The sequence below is a fragment of the Paenibacillus sp. sgz302164 genome, from assembly GCF_056120505.1.
On record NZ_JBVYOL010000008.1, the window covers coordinates 161,976 to 182,741 of the forward strand.

At 52.3% G+C, this 20,766-nt stretch carries 15 protein-coding genes; 14 read left to right on the top strand and 1 reads right to left on the bottom strand.

From position 1 onward, the window contains the following. Positions 1-8: 8 nt before the first annotated feature. The 11 genes from AC0LWT_RS15290 to AC0LWT_RS15340 all read left to right on the top strand — a co-directional run bounded on the left by AC0LWT_RS15290 (position 9) and on the right by AC0LWT_RS15340 (position 15,548). On the top strand, positions 9-1,655 hold the full coding sequence (locus tag AC0LWT_RS15290; RefSeq protein WP_474682120.1) for an extracellular solute-binding protein: 1,647 nt from the start codon (positions 9-11) through the stop codon (positions 1,653-1,655). A gap of 16 nt (positions 1,656-1,671) precedes the next feature. Further along, on the top strand, positions 1,672-2,772 hold the full coding sequence (locus AC0LWT_RS15295; protein ID WP_474682121.1) for a glycoside hydrolase family 5 protein: 1,101 nt from the start codon (positions 1,672-1,674) through the stop codon (positions 2,770-2,772). 79 nt (positions 2,773-2,851) lie between these two features. Continuing rightward, positions 2,852-3,766 carry an ABC transporter permease gene (locus AC0LWT_RS15300; protein ID WP_474682122.1) on the top strand — a complete coding sequence of 305 codons (915 nt, stop codon included), beginning with the start codon at positions 2,852-2,854 and terminating at the stop codon, positions 3,764-3,766. An 18-nt stretch (positions 3,767-3,784) separates the two neighbouring features. After that, the gene (locus AC0LWT_RS15305; RefSeq protein ID WP_474682123.1) at positions 3,785-4,660 is read left to right on the top strand and encodes a carbohydrate ABC transporter permease; all 876 of its coding nucleotides are present in this window, start codon (positions 3,785-3,787) and stop codon (positions 4,658-4,660) included. Positions 4,661-4,770: 110 nt separating this feature from the next. Beyond that, positions 4,771-6,129, top strand: coding sequence for an MFS transporter (locus AC0LWT_RS15310; protein ID WP_474682124.1), 1,359 nt, complete (start codon positions 4,771-4,773; stop codon positions 6,127-6,129). A gap of 48 nt (positions 6,130-6,177) precedes the next feature. Further along, the gene (locus AC0LWT_RS15315; RefSeq protein ID WP_474682125.1) at positions 6,178-7,005 is read left to right on the top strand and encodes a helix-turn-helix transcriptional regulator; all 828 of its coding nucleotides are present in this window, start codon (positions 6,178-6,180) and stop codon (positions 7,003-7,005) included. Positions 7,006-7,093: 88 nt separating this feature from the next. Then, positions 7,094-9,928: an alpha-L-rhamnosidase gene (locus tag AC0LWT_RS15320; RefSeq protein ID WP_474682126.1), complete on the top strand. Its 2,835-nt coding sequence runs from the start codon at positions 7,094-7,096 to the stop codon at positions 9,926-9,928. 30 nt (positions 9,929-9,958) lie between these two features. Further along, entirely contained in the window at positions 9,959-10,960 is a 1,002-nt protein-coding gene (locus AC0LWT_RS15325; protein ID WP_474682127.1) for an alpha/beta hydrolase, read from the top strand. A 12-nt stretch (positions 10,961-10,972) separates the two neighbouring features. Further along, positions 10,973-13,249, top strand: a complete 2,277-nt coding sequence (locus AC0LWT_RS15330) for a glycoside hydrolase family 3 C-terminal domain-containing protein (RefSeq protein WP_474682128.1) — start codon at positions 10,973-10,975, stop codon at positions 13,247-13,249. Positions 13,250-13,278: 29 nt separating this feature from the next. After that, positions 13,279-14,475, top strand: a complete 1,197-nt coding sequence (locus AC0LWT_RS15335; RefSeq protein WP_474682129.1) for a cytochrome P450 family protein — start codon at positions 13,279-13,281, stop codon at positions 14,473-14,475. Between the two features lie 302 nt (positions 14,476-14,777). Next, a complete protein-coding gene (locus AC0LWT_RS15340; protein WP_474682274.1) occupies positions 14,778-15,548 on the top strand; it encodes an SDR family NAD(P)-dependent oxidoreductase in 771 nt (256 codons plus the stop codon). A 73-nt stretch (positions 15,549-15,621) separates the two neighbouring features. Here AC0LWT_RS15340 and AC0LWT_RS15345 read toward each other — a convergent pair whose 3' ends face one another. Then, positions 15,622-16,845 carry a cytochrome P450 gene (locus AC0LWT_RS15345; protein WP_474682130.1) on the bottom strand — a complete coding sequence of 408 codons (1,224 nt, stop codon included), beginning with the start codon at positions 16,843-16,845 and terminating at the stop codon, positions 15,622-15,624. A 275-nt stretch (positions 16,846-17,120) separates the two neighbouring features. Here AC0LWT_RS15345 and AC0LWT_RS15350 point away from each other — a divergent pair, with 275 nt between their 5' ends. From AC0LWT_RS15350 to AC0LWT_RS15360, 3 genes are all read left to right on the top strand, one after another. Beyond that, positions 17,121-18,146, top strand: coding sequence for a LacI family DNA-binding transcriptional regulator (locus tag AC0LWT_RS15350; RefSeq protein ID WP_474682131.1), 1,026 nt, complete (start codon positions 17,121-17,123; stop codon positions 18,144-18,146). A gap of 411 nt (positions 18,147-18,557) precedes the next feature. Beyond that, positions 18,558-19,874 (top strand): ABC transporter substrate-binding protein, encoded by a 1,317-nt coding sequence (locus AC0LWT_RS15355; protein ID WP_474682132.1) that lies wholly within the window; start codon positions 18,558-18,560, stop codon positions 19,872-19,874. An 11-nt stretch (positions 19,875-19,885) separates the two neighbouring features. Continuing rightward, entirely contained in the window at positions 19,886-20,752 is an 867-nt protein-coding gene (locus AC0LWT_RS15360) for a carbohydrate ABC transporter permease (protein WP_474682133.1), read from the top strand. Positions 20,753-20,766: the final 14 nt, after the last annotated feature.

Consider the following 20,766-nt stretch of genomic DNA (forward strand, 5'->3'; position numbering starts at 1 on the left):
TTACATGAATGGCGAAAACATTTAGATTCGCGGCATCTTCACTTGCGGTTCTCGTCAGCCTGGGATCGATTACGGCCTGCAGCTCCCAGTCTTCCGAACCGTCGCCGTCCGCTTCTGCACCGGCGAGCGCGTCCGGCTCCAAACTTCATATTGTGAACGGAAAGATTGATCCGCCGGTCACGATTACCACAGTAAGAGGTACCGATCCGACGGCAAGGTTCAAAAGCGGAGAGACTTATGAAAACAACGTCCACACCAAATGGGCGAAGGAAGCGCTCGGGGTGGATATGAAAACGCTTTGGTCTGCCCCGCAGGCTGATGGTTCTTACGATACAAAGCTGAAATTGATGCTCTCTTCCGGAGATAAGCTCCCGGATATTATTTACACTACAAATAAAGATACCCTAAATATGTTTATTGATTCGGGCAAAGTCATGCCGATCGATAGCGTCTTTGACAAGTACGCCGGGAAAGCGTGGAAAGCCGGAGCGGGGGAACAGCCGGACGCATGGCTGCCGTTCGGGCGCGGGAAGCAGAAGATGGCGATCCCAAGGCTCCAACCGACGCTGTCATCCGAGCCGGTTCTTTGGATCCGCAAGGATTGGATGGACAAGCTTGGTCTGCAGGCCCCGAAATCGCTGGCCGATCTGGAGACGATTATGGACGCTTTTGCGAATCGGGATCCGGACGGCAATGGAAAAAAAGATACGATACCGCTTGATTTTGGCATGAAGGATCAAATGATCGGTTATGCGGTCGGGGATATTTCCTGGCTGTTCGGAGCTTACGGCAGCATCCCGGGTCAATGGAACAAAGATGCCGACGGGAAGCTTGCGTTCGGCTCCGTCCAGCCCGGTATCAAGCCCGCTCTTGCCAAGCTCAAGGAATGGAAGGACAAAGGGTATATCACCGAAGATATCGGACTTCACGATTGGAATAAAGTCGTGGAGGACGTCGCCTCCGGCAAGGTGGGAATTGTAGCCGGGCAATACTGGTTCCCGTCATATCCGGGTTCCATGGCATACGCGAAGGATCCGAAAGCCGATTATGAACCGTATGCTCTCCCGCCCGGACCTGACGGTAAAAAAGGGAATGTGGTAAACGAGCCTTTCCTTGGCGGTATTGTGATCAACAAAGATATCTCCCAGGAGGCGTTAGAGGCATTCTTCCACTATATGAATACATTATGGGATGCCGTCGCATCGGGCGATCCGCTCGCGTTGAAAGGATTCCAAGAGCACTATGATTACGAGATTCAAGACGGTCAACAAGTGAATAACGTCGATGATAAAGCTTTTAATACTGAAAAATATACGCTCTTAAGCTGGCTGCCGTATCCGCTGTCTAAAGTTGACGGAGATGCCAAGAAAGACGCCGCCGATCCTAATCCGCTTACAGCCAAGCAAGGGAAAGCAAAATTGATTGCCATCGATCAAAAAGGTTCGGATATGCCCGATCTGTTTACCGGTCCGACGACATCCACGCAAAGCACCCGAGGGGAATTCTTGAGGAAATTGGAGCTTGATACGTTCACGCAAATTATTTACGGAAAAGCTCCGGTCGATGAATTCGATAACTTTGTCAAACAGTGGAAAGCTTCCGGCGGCGACCAGGTCACGAAAGAAGTTAACGATTGGTTCAATTCCGTAAAATAAAATGGGGGGATTTGCTATGACAGTTCTGCATGCCTTTGAGCAAAATAGAAAACTTGGACGCGGCATCAATCTGGGCGATGCGCTTGATACGCCCCAAGAGGGGGTGAACGGGAGCAGGATCGAAGACAGGTATTTCAAAATGATCAAAGAAGCCGGTTTCGATTCCGTCAGGATTCCGGTCAAGTGGTCGAACAAAGCCGAAACCGCAGCCCCTTTCCCGGTCAGTTCTTCGTTTTTCGGACGGGTGGACGAAGTCGTCGACTCCGCTCTTTCTTATGGTCTAAATACCGTCATTAACATTCATCACTATGATGAAATCATGCAGGACGCTGACGGACATCATGACCGCTTCATCGCCTTATGGAAACAGATCGCTGAGCGATATAAGGATCGGCCAAGCTCGCTTTATTTTGAATTGCTGAACGAACCGTTCGGAGCCGTCACCGCAGAGAAGTGGAACCAGCTTCTTGCCGAGGCAATTGCAGAAATCAGAAAGATTGACCCCGTGCACACCCTGATCGTCGGCGGTGTCGACTGGAATATGATTTCCGGCCTCCAAAAGCTGCAATTACCGGCGGGCGAACAAAATCTGATCGCTACATTTCATTATTACAATCCTGCATTCTTCACGCATCAGGGGGCTACCTGGATGCCGCCGGAAGTGAACGGCGCATTCCAGACACTGGGAGTCAGCTGGCCGGGGCCTCCTGAATCTCCCGTAGTCTTGTCGGAAGCTGTGAAGGCATACGACTTTGCCGTACAATTCTTCGAATCGTACAATAACGAACCGTCGGCCGCAAACCCGGCGGGCCCGCATCAAATCGCGAAAGAATTGGAAGCGGCGGCGGCCTGGAGCAAACAGAATAATCGTCCGCTTTGGATGGGAGAGTTTGGCGCGATAGCGCTGGCAGATATGGAATCTCGGGCAAGATGGGCGGCGTTTGTTCGCCAAGAAGCCGAACGGCTGAACATGTCATGGGCCTACTGGGCGTTCGAAGCCGGATTCGGCGTATATAACCGTGAAGCCAATGATTGGCACAAGGGCTTACTGGACGCCCTGATTCCGATATCCTCAACGAGTTTACCGGAATGCATCGGCTCAAAGCTCCCTGGGTAAAACGGTACAATTCGGTTAGTTCAAGGGCGGGACAGGCTCATGCCTGTCCTTCCTCATTAAGCAGGCAGGAGTGAAAGATATGGAAGTCATTCAAAAGGGGACAAGGCGGCGTGACAGATGGCAGTTATATCTGATGCTGCTGCCGGCCGTCATCTTGACGCTGATTTTTGTTTACGTTCCGATGGGCGGAATCGTCATGGCTTTTCAGGACTATAAGCCTTATTCGGGGATATTGCATTCCAGGTGGGTCGGGATGGACAATTTCAAGTTCTTGTTTACCTACCCGGACAGCACGCAGGTCATTTGGAACACGTTCATCATTGCCGTGCTGAAAATCGTCTTCGGTACAATTGCAACATTCTCCTTCGCGCTTTTGTTGAATGAGGCTCGTCATAAATTCATGAGAAATACGATTCAGACGGTCGTTTTTCTTCCGCACTTTTTATCGTGGGTTGTTTTGGGCGGCGTGTTTATGGAAATTTTGGCCCCGAACGGCGGTATAGTGAATCAATTTCTCCAGCATGTATTCGGAATCAAGCCGATTTTCTTCCTCGGCGATAACCAATATTTTCGGGTGACGATGGTAGTTACTGAAATTTGGAAGGAATTCGGATACGGTTCGATTCTGTTTTTAGCAGCGCTTGCGGGCATTAATCCTGCGTTATACGAGGCGGCGGAAATCGATGGCGCGGGACGGTGGAAGCAGACGCTGTACGTTACGATCCCATCGCTCGTACCGACGCTCGTCGTGGTCGTTACGTTGTCGCTCAGCCAAGTCTTGAATGCCGGCTTTGATCAAATCTTCAATTTGTACAATCCGCTCGTTTACCAAACCGGCGATATCATAGATACGTTCGTATACCGAATGGGTCTGATCAGCGGGAACTTTAGTATTTCAACAGCGATGGGTCTGTTCAAATCCGTAGTCGGATTGGCGCTGATTGTAACTTCGTACAGGCTGGCCGGGAAATTTGCGGGCTACAAAATTTTTTAAGAGCGAGGAGGGTCCGCCTTGCAGGCAATAAGCAAAGGCTACCGCATGTTTCTAGGCGTCAACTATGTATGTTTAAGTGTGCTTGCCTTACTTTGTCTCATCCCGATGGTGCATGTCGTTTCCGTTTCCTTCAGTTCCGCGCCGGCGGTTGCCGCACATGATGTAACTTTCTGGCCCATCGGGCCCACTTTGTTTTCCTACAAGAAGGCTCTGGGCAACCCGGAGTTGTACCAATCCTTAATCGTCTCAGTGGAGCGGGTAATCTTCAGTTTTGTGATCGGCTTGAGCGTTACTTGCTCGGCCGCTTATGTGATGTCCAAGGGCGGAGGCCGCGACGGAATCGGAGGGTATCGCTTTTTTGTCGGTTTCTTTGTTGCAGCGATGCTGTTTAACGGCGGCATGATTCCGACTTATCTGGTAGTGACGAAGATCGGGCTCTACGACTCCATCTGGGCTCTGGTGCTCCCGGGAGCCGTCAACATTTTCAACCTGATTCTCATCATGAACTTTTTTAAAGCCTTGCCCAAAGAGCTGGAAGAAGCGGCGTTCATGGACGGGGCCAATCATTGGATCGTATTCAGCAAGATTTTCTTGCCTTTATCGCTTCCCGTATTGGCAACAGTCGGATTGTTCATGATCGTGAACGACTGGAACGCCTGGCTGGACGGCAGCATTTATATGAAATCCAACCATGTGCCGCTGGCTACGTATCTGAAGTCTATCATCGCCATGCCCGATGTGAACTCCAACAATGCCAAGGAACTGGCGCAGACCAATTTCCAAGCGCTCATGTCCGCTCAAATTGTGATCGGAGCACTCCCTATTCTTGTCATTTATCCGGTGCTGCAGCGGTTCTTTACCGCAGGGATCGTTATTGGAGCCGTTAAGGAATAGGAGAAGTTAAGATTCCATTATTCGATCTTTAGATCGAGTTATATAACGCAGCATCAGAGTTTTGTACACTGGGATAGTACAACCTAGAAGGCTTCTATGGAGGAATGACTATGGAAAGAGAACTGTCTAATAAAGCTTTGGCGGGAGATGCATTGGGGCAATTCTCGCTTAATATCGCAACCGGCTTGCTAGGGATGATCACCTATTACTATACGGATGTCGTCGGGGTTTCCGCAGGGCTGGTCGGGACGATCATGCTGTTCACCAAAGCGGCGGACGCCTTGGCCGATATCGGAATGGGTGTTCTCGTGGATCGAACCCGGTCCAGACATGGACAGGCGCGCCCCTGGCTGCTGTGGATGATCGTTCCGTTGTTCGTATCGATTCTGCTTCTGTTCTCGGTGCCTGACGTGGCTCCCGGAGTGAAGGTTGCTTTTGCCGTTGCAACCAATCTCCTGTTTTTCATTGGCGTATTTACGCCGATTTCCATTCCTTATGGGAGCCTGATGGTATTAACCACAAGAAGCCCGGCGGACCGCTCTCTAATGGGCATCTATCGCTCGGGATTCGGATATTTGGCGGGGATGATAGTGGCTATCGGATTCATTCCGATCGTAAACGCGATGGGAGGCGCAAGGCAGGATTGGACGCTGCTGGCTGCGATATTCGGAGCGGCTGCCTCCATCGGCATTTATATCGCTTTCCGTGCGACAAAGGAAAAGTACAATACGGAACAACTGAAGGAACTGGGCGAAGTCAAGAAATCGTTGTCCTTATGGGCAGGCATCAGGTTGTTGTTCACGAACAAATTCTGGGTGATCATTGCTGTTGCCGGCATGTTATCCAGCATCTTGTTTGCAATGGCCGGCACGGCAGGGATGTATTATGCCAAATATGTTTGGAACGATGTCAACCTGGTCAGCATCATGGGCGGCATCGGTCTTATTCCGGTCATTGTCGTTTTCTTGCTCTCCGGACCGGCCATCAAGCGAATCGGCAGACGAAATATGGCGATCCTTGGGCTTATAATAGGGATCTTTGGTTTGCTTTTGCGCATTATCGATCCGGCGAGTATAACGCTCGGCCTCATCGGTTCGCTGATTCAGACATTCGGGATGATTCCGCTTATGATTGTGCTCTCGCCGCTCATGGCCGATACGATCGAATACGGGGAGTGGAAACACGGACAGCGCATCGTAGGACTAACGAACAGCGTGAGCGGCTTCTTCGGCAAAATCGGCACCGCATTAGGGACAGCCTTAGTCGGCTGGCTGCTGGCCTGGGGTCATTACCAGGAAGGAGCGGCGGTTCAGGCGGAGTCGGCCAAGCATATGATCATCATATTTAATATTTATATTCCGCTGGCTATTTATGCGGGTATTGCCATACTGATGTTCTTTTATTCTCTGGAAAAACAATACACGCGTATTTTGGACGACCTGGAACGCCGCAAGGATATCATCGTTTAGCAGAGTCCGCGCTTATGACTTGCCGATTGAAAGGAGGCCGGTGCCGGAATGGATTGGGATTACCCGGTATTTCCCGGAAATTATTTCTTCAAGGATGATGTGCCGATCCATGCGGCATTGACCGAAGAGTCCCCTTATTTGATGAGGCATCAGCATGATTGCATCGAAATCGCTTATGTACAAGAGGGAGAGGGACTGCATTATATCGGAGAAAGCATCCTGCGCGTGTCCGAAGGCGATTTGTTTCTAATCCCGGCATACGTCTCGCACGTATTCCAGCCGCAGGAGCTGACGGGCGAACAGCCGCTCAGGATCATCAATTGCTTGTTCCGCTCGGACATGCTGGAAGCGGCGGAATCCCAAAAGCACCCGCGGGTATACCGCGAACATGACGGCGAATTCAGGCGGCTTCTGGACCGTATATTAGTCGAACAGCAGAAACCGACTGAAGCCCCCGCGGGACTCTTATCTTTATGGAAGCAACTGGTGATGCTGCTTCAATCCAAACCTGAGAAGACAGATGTACAATACGTCGAAAACGATGAAGCGCCGATTCACCAGGCGGTTCAACATATGGGCTTCCGGTTTGTGAACCCGCTTCCTATATCGGAAATCAGCCGGTTCGTGTTCATGAGCACCCGGCATTTTCAACGTTTGTTTAAGTCTCTTACCGGACGTTCCTATGTGCAGATGCTGCAAGAAATTCGCATGCGCCACAGCTGTGGGATGCTTCAATATACGAATTGGAGCGTTCAGGCGATAGCGGAGAAGGTCGGCATATGCGATATGAATTATTTTTACCGCTTGTTCCGTGAGCATTACGGTACGACGCCGGCAGCGTTCCGGCTGCTTTACAACCGCATGGGAGCCTTCTGAAAAATGGCGCGATTCCACATAGTTTTTCGGACTGAGGCTCTGTTATCTTTAGAGGGGAAAAACGTGACTGCATGAGAGGGAGATGACTGTGAGGATCATTCGTTTAAAAACAAACCGTATCGTCAATCCGTTGGGATTCGCGCTGGATAAGCCGAGGTTATCCTACGTCGTGACGGAGACGGACGCGAAAAAACAGACCGCCGCCCGTTACGAGGTCGCCTTGGATGATACATTTACCGGCGTTGTTTACGACAGCGGCAGGAGGGAAGATATCGATAGCCTCGCCTTCGAGCTTCCGATCGAGCTGAAGCCGCGAACCCGCTACTATTGGCGCATGGAGGTGTGGGCGGACAACGGCGACCATGCGGTGAGCGAGCCCGCCTGGTTCGAGACCGCAAAGCTGGACGAGCCGTGGGCCGGCAAATGGATCGTTCCTGACATGGACAAGGACTTTCACCCGGTCCTGAAGAGGACGTTCGAGTTGGACAGGCCGATCGCGTCGGCACGCGCTTATGTTTGCGGTTTGGGATTGTATGAGCTGGAAGTCAATGGCGTGAAAGCCGGCGACGAGTACTTTGCGCCGCATTTTAACGCGTATCAGAAGTGGCTGCAGTACCAGACCTACGATGTGACAGAGCTGCTCGGGCAAGGGGAGAACCGGGTTGAAGTCAGTCTCGGCAACGGGCTGTATAAAGGGCGGTTCGGCTTCGAAGGACATACGGCCGAGATATACGGCAAGGAGTTCGCTCTCTTGTGTGAAATTGCCGTAACGTACGCCGACGGCACGACGGCCGTTATTGCGTCCGACACGGACTGGACAGCTTCCAGAAGTAAGATTATGGACGGTAATCTGTATGACGGAGAAGTGTACGACGCGACCTTTGAGACGCCCGGGACGTTCGCGGTTCGCGAAGGCGAACTCGGCTATGACCGGCTGAAAGCGCGGCTCAGCTTGCCTGTCGTGGTAAAGGAGGAGCGCAAGCCGGTAGAGGTTATTCATACGCCGGCGGGCGAGACGGTGCTCGATATGGGGCAGAACATGGTCGGTTGGATGCGATTCCGGACGAATGCTCCCAAGGGAACCGTCATTTCGCTGTATCATGGCGAAGTGCTTCAGGACGGCAGCTTCTATCGGGACAACCTGCGTACGGCGAAGGCGGAATATCGTTATACAGCTGACGGTTCGGAGGCGATCGTGCGTCCGTATTTCACGTTCTACGGCTTCCGGTATGTGAAGGTCGAAGGCTGGCCGGGCGAGCTGAACCCGGATGATTTCACCGGCTGCGTCCTCTACTCCGACCTTGAGGAAACCGGCAGTTTCGAGACGAGCAACCCGCTCGTAAACCGGCTGTTCCTCAATGCCGTGTGGGGACAGAAGGGCAACTTCCTCGATGTTCCGACAGACTGCCCGCAGCGGGACGAACGCATGGGCTGGACGGGCGATGCGCAGGTATTCTCCGGCGCCGCTTGCTTTAACATGGATTCGTACGCATTCTTCGGCAAGTACGGATATGACATGGGCAAGGAACAGGAAGAGCGCGGCGGTATGGTGCCGATGGTCGTTCCCGCCGCCAATGTGCAGGGCGGCGGCTCCAGCGCCTGGGCGGATGCGGCGACGATTATTCCATGGAACGTGTATCTCCATTACGGCGATAAAGCTATCTTGGAGCAGCAGTTCGAGAGTATGAAGAGCTGGGTCGATTTTATCATCCGTACGGATGAGGAATCGGGCGGACGGCGGCTGTGGACGGTCGGCTTCCACTTCGGCGACTGGCTGGCGCTTGACGGCAGCAACCCCGATTCCCCGATGGGCGGAACGGACACGGATTTTATCGCATCGGCGTATTACCGGTATTCTGCACAGCTGCTGGCGAAGGCCGCGAGGGTGCTCGGGAAGGAAGATTTGGCCGCCTATTACGGACGAATATCGGACGAGGTGAAGGCCGCAATCGAGGATGAATTTTTCTCGAAGAACGGCCGGATTGCGATCGATACGCAAACTGCCTACGCGGTGGCTTTGTTCATGGATTTGGTGCCGGATGCTTACAAGGAAAGAGCGGTAGAGGGACTTCGCAAGCGGCTGAAGATCGACCGCAACCATCTGAAGACCGGCTTCGTCGGCACCCCTTACTTGAATCGGGTGCTTTCGGATAACGGATGCAGCGATCTTGCCTATACGCTGCTGCTCAACGATGATTATCCGAGCTGGCTCTATGCTGTCAAGATGGGGGCGACGACCATATGGGAGCGCTGGAATTCGATTATGCCGGACGGCAGCATGAGCAGCACGGGCATGAACTCGCTCAACCACTATGCGTACGGGGCGATTGCAGAATGGATGTACCGAACGGTTGCGGGAATCAATCCGCTCGAAGAGGCGCCGGGCTTCCGCCGCGTAGAACTGGCGCCGCAGCCGGATTTCCGCCTCAAATGGGCCAAGGCGCAAGTGGATTCGTCGGCCGGAACCTATAAAAGCGAGTGGGCATTCAGCGATGAAGGGCAGCTTACGTTCCATTTCGTCATTCCGTTCAACGCGTCGGCTTCCGTCCGGTTGCCCTATGCGGATGTGAAGGCTTTCAAGGTAAACGGCCAGCTCGTAAGCGAGAGCGGGATCACCGGCGTTCAGCAAGGCGAAGACACGCTGCTGGAACTGTCCAGCGGCAGCTATATCATTCACTATACGCCGACTAAGAGTTATATCAGGCAGTTTAACACCAAGACACCGCTGGTCGAGCTGCTTCGTCATGAAGGTGCCAAAGCGGTTATTCAAAGCATTCTTCCCCCCGGCATGGAGTCGCTCAATCCCGATACGCTTAGCGTTTCGGTCGGGGACGCATCGCTTAGGGATCTGTCCGCCTATTATCCGATGGAAGCCGGTGTGCTGGACCAGTTGGACGAACGGCTGATGGCGGTGCCAGTCTGATAAAGCCTATTACGTTTGCGAGGGGAAAACATGATGAGGACTTTTACCCGGCAGCTTGCCAATGAAAATGTTACGTTAACGGCCTATCTCCTGGATCAGTCGCATGAGATGCCGAACACCCGCATCCGGCCGGCCATTCTTATTTTTCCCGGCGGCGGGTATCGGGGATGTTCGGACAGAGAAGCCGAGCCGGTCGCGATGGCGTTCCTGGCGGAAGGATATCAGGCGTTCGTGCTGAGATACTCTGTCAATCAGAACGCAGCGTTCCCGAAACCGCTCCATGATGCGGAAGAAGCGCTCACGCTGATTCGGGAACACAGCGGGGAGTGGGGAATCGACCCGGACAAGGTTGCGGTGTGCGGCTTCTCGGCAGGAGGGCATTTGGCCGCCGCTTTAGGCACTATGGGAAGAGTAAGGCCTAATGCCATGATACTCGGTTATCCTTGCATCTTGGCGTCGATGGGCGCCATCTTCCCAGCGCCTGTGCCGGGCGTGGACGAAGCCGTCGATGCTTCCACGCCGCCGGCGTTTATTTTTCATACGTTCGCGGATACGCTCGTGCCCGTTAGCAATGCGATCGCTTTCGCGGCGGCGCTGGATCGCGCGAAGGTGCCGTTCGAGCTGCATATTTTTCGCAATGGCGTGCATGGCCTATCCCTTGCGAAGCCGGTCACCTCAGGCGGTCTGCGGTCCATGGCCGATGCCGACGCGGCCCGATGGTTCGGTCTGTGCACGGCTTGGATCGAGAACGTATTCGGCGGCTTTGCGGCGGATCAAGAGGTGTTGTGGAACGAGACAGTCCATGAATACAATGTGGACGTCCGTCTGGGGGCATTATGGAACAATCCGGCTTGCAGACAAGTCATACAGACCGCGCTGCCTATCCTTGCGGAAAGTCCGCAATTGCAGGATGCAATGGGCGTGCCGCTGCGAACCATCATCGAATTCGGCGGCGGGCTGCTGTCGGAAGAGGGTATAGACCGGTTGAATCGGGAACTCCGGGCGATACCGGTCGATCAGATTGTTAGCTGAGGAGAGTGCCAAATGGAAAGAAACATTCATGAATTGATAGCCGCCATGACGCTGGAGGAGAAAGCGGGCCTCTGCTCGGGCGCATCTTTCTGGAAGACGAAGGCGATTGACCGCCTCGGGATTCCGTCCGTCATGATGGTGGACGGACCGCACGGCCTGCGCAAGCAAAACGGGCAAGAGGATCATCTGGGCTTGCACGAGAGCGTCCCGTCGACCTGCTTTCCGACGGCGGCGGGACTTGCAAGCTCATGGAACCGCGAGCTGATCGGCCGCGTCGGCGAAGCGCTGGGCAAAGAAGGCCAGGCGGAGGACGTCGCTATTTTGCTCGGTCCGGGCGCGAACATCAAACGTTCGCCGCTGTGCGGCCGGAACTTCGAATATTTCTCGGAAGACCCGTTTCTGACGGGAGAACTGGCCGCCGCTCATATCGCGGGCGTGCAAAGCCAGGGTGTGGGGACATCGCTTAAGCATTTTGCCGTGAATAACCAGGAGCATCGGCGGATGACTGTCGATGCCGTAGTGGATGAGCGCACGCTGCGCGAAATTTACCTGACCGGCTTCGAAATTGCCGTCAAAAAAGCACAGCCTTGGACAGTCATGTCTTCATACAACCGCCTGAACGGGACGTACTGCTCCGAGAACGAGAGACTGCTCACGAACATTCTGAAAGAAGAATGGGGGCATGAAGGGTTCGTCGTTTCCGACTGGGGCGGCGTGAATGAGGCGGCGGACAGTGTAGCGGCCGGCATGGAGCTGGAGATGCCGAGCAGCAACGGCGTCGGTCAAGAGAAGATCGTGGCGGCGGTGAAGAGCGGGCAATTGTCCGTGGAGGCGCTCGATAGAGCGGTGGCGCGGCTGTTGAATGTTATTTTCAAAGCCGCAGACAATAAGAAAACCGATGCCGTCTACGACCAAGAGGCTCATCACCGGCTGGCGCGCGAAACCGCCAGGGAGACGATTGTGCTTCTGAAGAATGACGGCAGCCTGCTTCCTCTGTCGAAAGCCGGCAAGATCGCGGTTATCGGCGGTATGGCGGAGCAGGTTCGTTATCAGGGCGGCGGCAGCTCCCATATTAAGCCGACGAAGCTGGATAACATTTACGATGAAATCGGGAAATCGGCCGGCAATGGGGCGGAAATCCGCTATGCGCAAGGCTACGATCCGGACATCGATGATACCGTCGACGCCATACTGGAGGAGGCCAAAAGGTTGGCTGCAGATTGTGACACAGCCGTCCTGGTCGTCGGTCTGCCCGACCGCTACGAATCGGAAGGCTATGACCGGACGCACCTCGATTTGCCGCCGAACCAGGTGCGCCTGATCGAACAAATCGCGTCGGTCCAACCGAATACCGTCGTGGTGCTGAGCAACGGCGCGCCGGTTGTCATGCCTTGGCTCGGCAGGGTCAAAGCTGTGCTGGAGGCGTATTTGGGCGGCCAGGCGGTCGGGGGAGCCGTGGCCGATTTATTGTTCGGTGACGCCAATCCGAGCGGCAAGCTGGCGGAGACGTTCCCCCGGAGCTTGAAGCAGAATCCGTCGCACCCGTATTTCCCCGGCGAAGGCGACCGGGTGGAATACCGCGAGGGGATATTCGTCGGGTACCGGTATTACGAAGCAAAGGATATCGAACCGCTCTTTCCATTCGGCTACGGACTAAGTTACACTACGTTCGCTTATTCCGGCCTTTTGCTGGACAAGAGTGATATCACCGACCAGGAAACCGTTCACGTAAGCGTGAATGTGAAAAATACGGGCAGACGGCCGGGTCAAGAAATCGTTCAGCTGTACGTCCGCTGCGGAGCTTCAAGCGTGATCCGTCCGGAGAAGGAGCTGAAAGGCTTCGCCAAGGTTGCGCTGGAGCCGGGTGAAGAGAAACAGGTTTCGTTCACGCTGGATAAGCGAAGTTTTGCCTATTACAACACCGAACTGGACGATTGGCATGTTGAATCGGGCCAATATGAAGTCTTGATCGGCAGCTCTTCCCGCGATATCGTGCTTAGGTCAACCTTGAACGTACAGTCCACGATTGAGCTCGTGCCGGCGTTCCATCGCAACACAACAATGGGCGAACTTATGGAGAATCCGAAGACGCGCCCCGTCTTGGAACAGATGCAAGGGATGTTCTCTCAATCGACAGAGCCTTCCGACGCCGTTTCCTCGGATATGATGATGGCGGTGATGCGTTACATGCCGCTGCGCGGGCTGCTTCCTTGGTCCGGCGGAGCGATGACGGAGGAAACGCTAGGCCTGCTTTTGGAACAATTTAATGGAGCGGTAAAAAACGGTTAATACAGATCGGATAGAGGAGGGAAACTCTGATGTCGAAAATTGATTTTCTGAATGAACCATTTATTCGCAATCCGTATCCTGCCTACAGCGAAGTTCGCGCTCAAGATCCGGTGTACCGCTTTCTCATGCCGAACGGACATCACGCATGGATTGTCACCCGATACGATGACGCCGTGGAAGTGTTGAATGATGCGCGTTTCGTGACGAATTCTCCATATATGGCGGCCGAAAACGGCGGAGCGGCTGTTCCGCCGCACAAGGAGATTATTTCCCGCAACCTGATAAGCGTGAATCCTTCCGATCATCGCCGCTTGCGGCGTCTGATTCAGAAGGCGTTTACGCCGCAGATGATCGAACGGCTCAGAGGGCGTATCGAGGAGATCGGCAATGAGCTTCTCGATAAGGTGCAGGCCAAGAGGGAAATGAATCTGATCGAAGATTTCGCATTCCCGCTGCCTATTATTGTCATCTGCGAAATGCTGGGCGTGCCGATCGAAGACCAGGATAAATTTCGCGACTGGTCGAACGTGATTATGGAAGGGGTTAACAATTCCCGATTCGAAGAGGAAAGCGATGCCGTGATGCTCGCATTCGTCGAGTACTTGCAGGACTTGATTGCCAAAAGACGCGGCCATCTGCAAAATGATTTGATCAGCGATCTGATTCGCGTCGAGGACGATGGGGATGTTCTGTCCGAGCATGAGATGTATGCGCTCGTATTCGTGCTTATTATTGCCGGTCATGAGACGACGGTGAACTTGATCGGGAACGGCGTGCTTGCTTTATTGGAGCATCCGGAACAGAAGGAGAAGCTGCAAAGCAAGCCTGAGCTTATTCATTCGGCGATCGAAGAAATTTTACGCTTCAACGGGCCCGCCGAGGTCAGCAACATCCGATGGGCGACGGAGGACGTGGAGCTCAGAGGCAAACATATTCGCAAGGGCGAGATGCTGTTTATTTCTTTCGCATCGGCCGACCGCGACGCCGAGCAGTTCCCGGAGCCGGATACCTTCGACATTACCCGGGAGGCGAACAACCATATCGCCTTCGGCAAAGGGATTCATTACTGCCTCGGCGCTCCTCTGGCCCGGTTGGAAGGCGAAATCGCCATCGGCACGCTGCTTCGCCGAATGCCCGGACTGCGTTTGAAGACGGCCGGCGATGAACTGGAATGGCGTCCCGGAATGATTATACGAGGCCTTAAGGAGATTCCTGTCTTGTTCTAACTTTAACGATAACAGCAAGATCATCATACAGGAGGTAGAGTATTATGACGTACAACGCGAACATCAAAATCGGAGAACTGCTGAATCATGAGGAAGCGGTAGCGGTATTAACCAGACATTTGCCTGAGTTTGTCAAGGAGCCTGCCTTTCAAATGGCTTCTTCCTTCACTCTCGATCAACTGGCGGCATTGCCTCAAGTCAACATTCCGGCAGAAGTGCTGCAAGCGCTGAAAGACGACTTGTCGAAGCTCTCCTTTGACCGCCCGTCTTCCGAAGCGGCGCCGAAAACCGAAGTGCCGGCCCTGTCTGCCGCTCCCAACCTTGAAGGCAAGGTTATCATTGTGACCGGAGCCGGGAGCGGGATTGGACGGGCGAGCAGCTTGAAGCTTGCCGCAGGCGGCGCCAAGGTAGTTCTCGTCGATTATAATGAGAACACCGGACTGGAAACGCTTGAGCTCGTCAAACGCATGGGTGGAGAAGGCATCTTCGTACAGGCGGATGTATCCAAAAGTTCGGACGTCCAGAACTATGTGCGAACAACCGTAGATACGTATGGCAAAATCGACGTTCTGTTCAACAATGCCGGTATGCTGCAGAAATTCGGCCGGTTCCAGGATATCTCCGAAGAGGAATTCAGCCGGGTGCTGGATGTCAACCTGAAAGGGGTTTTCCTTGGCATGAAGTACGCTCTTCAGGTCATGGATCAACAAGGGTACGGCAATATTATCAACACGGCTTCGACGACAGCCATACGCGCGGAGCATAGTCTTGCCTCCTACACGGCAAGCAAGCACGGAGTGGCCGGCTTAACCAAAGCCGCCGCCATCGAATACGTGCGGAAAGGAATACGGGTAAATGCAATCTGTCCGGGCGGAGTTGCGACAACTTTGACGGATTCGGTGCCGGCACAGCTTCAAGAAAGCGGATATGTGCCGGAGGAATTCCCGAACATGAGAATCGGGCGTTACGCCAAACCGGAGGAACTGGCAGAGGTTGTCGCTTTCATGGCTTCCGACAGTTCCAGTTATATGACCGGCTCGATCGTAGTCGTCGATGGCGGATTGACGTTATAATTCATAAGCGAACCAGGGGTGCCCAGGTAAGGGGCACCCCTGATTGCTTTTTTGGGAGCTGCCGGCTGTTTGCCTACAAGGCTGGATCTCGCTCGATCCGGATCATGAGCTTTCCCAGATTCTGCGTTCCTTTTACCAAATCGCGCTGCACATCAAACTCGCCCGTTTTGCCGATGTCGGCGAAACTTTGCGCAAATAAGGTCAAGGCGATCTCAGCTTCCATACGCGCCAGTGGCGCTCCCAGGCAAAAATGCGGTCCTTTGCCAAAGGCCAAATGCTTGCTGCTATCCGGCCGGTGGATATCAAATGTCAACGGATCGGGGAAGCGCAAGGGATCGACATTCGCGGCGCCTATCCAGATCAGCACGATATCCCCGGCTTTCATAGGCACGCCCAGCACATCCGTATCCGCGACGACCTGGCGGTCGATAGTTATAGGAAAGCGGTAACGCAGCGCTTCCTCTATGGCATTCGGAATAAGGGAGGGGGTTTCCCGCAGCTCCCGATAAGTCCCTGGCCGATCGTACAAAAAGCTGTAGAAGCAGTTGGCGATAAGATTGGTTGTCGTTTCGTTGCCGGCAGCCAGCAGCCCGAGGCTGAAGACGACAATCTCCTCGTCCGAAAGTCTGTCTCCCTCATATTCGGCAAGGGTTAAATCGGAGATGATATCATTGGCGGGATGCTTGCGCTTTTCCTGAACGATAGGGTGTAAGTACGCGTGGAAGGCCTGCATCGCTTCGTATTTTTGTTTCTGCTGATCCATTTTTTCTTCTTCCGAGTTAGGGATAAAGAGAATATCGGACCATTCTTTGATATAGTGCCGGTCTTGATAAGGAACCCCCAGCAGGTCTGCGATGACCGTAACCGGAAGGGGAATGGCGAATTCGTTAACAATATCGACCTGATCTTTGGTCTCGAAGTTTTGAATCAACTCCTTTACGATCGCTGCGATTCGCGGTTTCCAATCCTGCAGGCTCTTCGGCGTGAACGCTTTGGAGACTAATCCGCGAATATCGCGATGAACGGGAGGGTCGGTTGAGTTAATATTTACGCGCGTATCGATAGGGGGGATCGGGCTGGTGCTGCGGTCTCTTCGGTTGGAAAAAACAGACCAGTCTGACAAGACTCTGTTCACATCATCATAGCGAAACACGTTCCAAACGTTCTGCTTCTCGTCAAAGTAAACGGGATGGGACATCAGCATTTCCTGATACCAGGGGTATGGATCCCACAATTGCTCAGGAGTGCGCAGCTTTGAGACATCATGAATAACAATGGATGGGCTAAAGCTTTTCATCAAATCATTCCTCCTTTAGTGATAAGTGATGAAAGATTGGCGCAGTTAGAGCCTCCTTCGCTTGAATGTCATGACCGCTTGTGATCATGTTTTTACCATATTATAACAGTGAATGATATGCTTTCAAGCCGAAGCTTATATAACGTTATACGATGTTTGAAAATCGTTATTCGCTTTGAATGCCGGTTCGGTCACCGGGTCTCATAAATGGAATTGACATCAAGAATGTTTCATGTAAAATTGAATTTAAACGTTTTCACTGGAGTGTAAGGTAAATGACAATTACGATCAAAGATGTGGCCAGAGAAGCAAATGTCTCGATTGCAACGGTTTCCCGGGTCATTAACGGGAAGGATAAGGTCAAAAAGGAAACGAGAGAAAAGATTCAACGCGCCGTTGAAAAGTTGAACTTCACGCCCGATCAAGCAGCCAGGACGATGATCAATAAAAAAACAAAAACAGTCGGTATGATCATACCGCTGCTTTCCAATGAATATTGGGCCAATTTGGCCGAATTGATTCAAGGAGAACTGCTGAAAAAGGGGTATACCCTCATTATCGGCACAAGTTTTAGCGGACAACATGCTATTGGGCAGATGCTCGGGACGTTTCTTGAGCGTCGGGTGGACGGCTTGATTGTCGGCGGTTTTTTTCATTTGCGCGAAGAGCATCATTTGTTGAAGCAATTCACGGATCAGGGGATTCCTTTAGTTTCGTTTGATTCTTTTTTGCCCGGCGTGACCGCTGTATGCGGCGACCATCTAAAAGGAGCGATGGACGCCATTGAGCATCTCATTGGGCTGGGCCATACTAAAATTGCATATATCGGCGCTGAGTCAAACGGCATCGATCGGGAACTCGGCTGCCGAAATGCGTTAATGCTGAGCCGCATTGCGGTGGATGAAAGCATTATTCTGGGAGGCAGAGGGAGCCTCATTCATCATTTTAGCCAGTACGGATATCAATGCGCCAAACAACTGCTGGAAAGCAAAAAAGATTTTACCGCGCTATTTTGCGGAAACGATTTGATTGCGATCGGGGCAATTAAAGCTATGGAGGAATTCGGCCTGGAAGTCCCCCGGCATGTTGCAGTCGTCGGGTTTGACGATATTAGTATGGCAAGTTTGTACCGGCCGACATTAACTACCGTCAAACAGCCTGTCGACGAGATGGTGGATGCCGCTGTGCAGATGCTGCTGGAACAAATAGAAGGCCCGGAAAAAAACTTTTCAACAAGGAAAGTCACATTTCCTATGCAGGTGATCGTCCGTCAAAGCTGCGGTTCAAAAATTCCATCTTGACAAAGAGAGAGAACTCGAGGTATTCTCTCTTTATAAAATCTAAACGTTTACATTAAATTTTGGATTTTAAGTGTTTGTAATTTGGTTTTTGCAGTTTATTTTTAATCATATTAATGATTTTGTTATTTTTAAAGATTAAATTTTTTCTAAACAATGAAATGAAAACGGTTACTTTCAGCTGGAGGCAGCACAATTAGGGCTGTTATTATCGTGAAAGGAGAACTAAAAGCTTCGAATTTAAAGGGCAAGATGGCACTAAAAATCTAAACGTTTACAATTTGGGTTTGAAGAAAGAGGTTGATTATGGGTTTTAATAATTGGGGAGGTGAGACGAGGATCGCTTTAGGCGCTTTATGTTAAGGATAGCTGAATGGAATCGGTGTGTTTAAAAATCAGAAGGGGTGAACATGCATGATGAAACAAAGCTTGAACATTGCAATGATAGCCGCACTAAGTGTATCGCTTGCCGCTTGCGGCGGTAATAAAGGAACTTCGACAGCGAGTCCGGGCGCGACGGCGCAGCAATCCGGCGGCTCTTCCAAGCCGGTTGAAATCACGTTCTGGGATATGGGCTGGGGGCCGGCGAAGTATGTGGATACAGCCAAGAAGCTGGTCGAGCAATTCAATACCGAACACCCGAATATGAAAGTCAGTTATCAGTCGATTCCCTGGAATGCGAGCTGGTACCAGACGTTTGCCAATGCGATTGCATCGGGGTCTCCGCCGGATATCAGCACGGGAGCGGGCTATCAAGCTTTCCAATTTTCCGATACCGATCAAATTCTCCCGATCGACGACGTGATCGAAGATTTGAAAAAATCCGGCAAGCTGGATGATTTTACTTCGGGCAGCGTGGAAGCGCTTAAATATAACGGCCACTATGTAGCGCTTCCCTGGATGATCGACGTGCGGGTGCCTTTTTACCGCAAAGATCTGTTTGAAAAAGCGGGCATCACCGCTCAGCCGAAAAACTGGGATGAATTAAGAGCCGACCTGAAGAAGCTGACGGGCGACAGCAAATACGGCATGGATGTCGCCGGCAACGATACCCTTGGTATTCATACGTTGATTAATGTGATTTTGAATAATGGCGGCGGCTTGTTCACGGCGGACAAAAAAGTCAATCTGCTGAGCGACCGCAACGTCGAAGCGGTTCAATATTTGGCCGATTTGGTCAAAGACGGCGTCATCAATCCTGCATCCACCGGATTTAACAAAGACAACATCACAAAAGATTTTGCTAACGGAACTACCGCATTTACTTATAATTCCCTGAATTTAAAAGGTTCGGTGCCGGAAATTGGCGACAAAATCGGCGTTATCGAGCCTATTGCCGGGCCTCACGGCGAGAAGCAGGCGCTGGGTTGGGTCAACAACATTATGATCTACAAGCAGAGCAAGCATCCGAACGAAGCCAAGGAGTTCCTGAAATGGTGGTCGGACAACAACAAAGTGTTGTTCACCGAAGGATCGGCAGGATTGCCGGCGCGCAAATCTTTTGCTCAAGATCCGTACTTCCAGAACGATCCGATCCTGAAGGTCATCGCCAACAGCTACCTGCCGATTGTGAAAACAACGGGCAATCTTTACCCCAGCGGCTTCCCGGAGCTGAATCAAATTGAGGGCGACGGCTCGATGACGCAGTTGGTTCAAAAGATTTTAACCGGCAAACCGGTGCAGGATTCGCTCAAAGAAGCGGATCAGAAGCTGCGGGAAATCATGAAATAAGGGGCGGTTTCATGAACAATGAACAAGGAGTTAGATGGCTGCAAGTTCGATTCTTGTTCCCGGCGATTTTATTTATTTTGCTAGTTAACATTTACCCGTTTCTATCCGGAATTATGTACAGCTTCAAGAACGGCTCGCTGCTGAAAGCGGGTACGTTCATCGGGTTTGACAACTACATCAAAATTTTGCAGATGAGCGAATTTTGGCAGGCTTTCGTGTTTAGCGCCTATTTTACCGTATTTTGCGTGCTCGGAAGTTATGTCGTCGGACTCGTCTTGGCGCTGCTGCTGAATATGGACATACCGGGGAGAGGTGTTTTCCGGGTCGCATTGATCGTTCCGTGGGTGCTGTCCTCCGTCGTATCGATGGTCGGCTGGCGCTGGATGATCGGGGACCAGACCGGGATCGTCAATCTATTTCTGAAATCGCTCGGATTTGAGCCGATTCTGTTCTTAAGCACCGAAAAGTGGGCGATTTTCTCCGTCATTATCGTGAAAATTTGGCGCAGCTTCCCTTTCATGATGGTTTCGCTGCTCGCCACTTTGCAGACGATCAACAAAGATTTGTACGAAGCCGCAAGTATCGACGGCGCAGGCAAATGGCGCATGTTTTTCAACATTACGCTGCCCCAGCTCAATACCGTGACGTTCGTCTGCTGGATTCTGATGAGCATTTGGAGCTTTAACGACTTCGATGTGCTGTGGCTGTTGACCGGAGGCGGGCCGCTGAACGCAACGCAAAACTTAATGATTATCAGTTACAAATATGCGTTCGTTAAAGATTCGTTAGGCATCGGCTCCAGCTTGGCCATTTTCAGTTTGATCGTCTTGATGGGTCTTGCATGGCTGCTGATGCGCGTAGAAAAGAAAGGCCAATAAAGGGGGTTGACGTC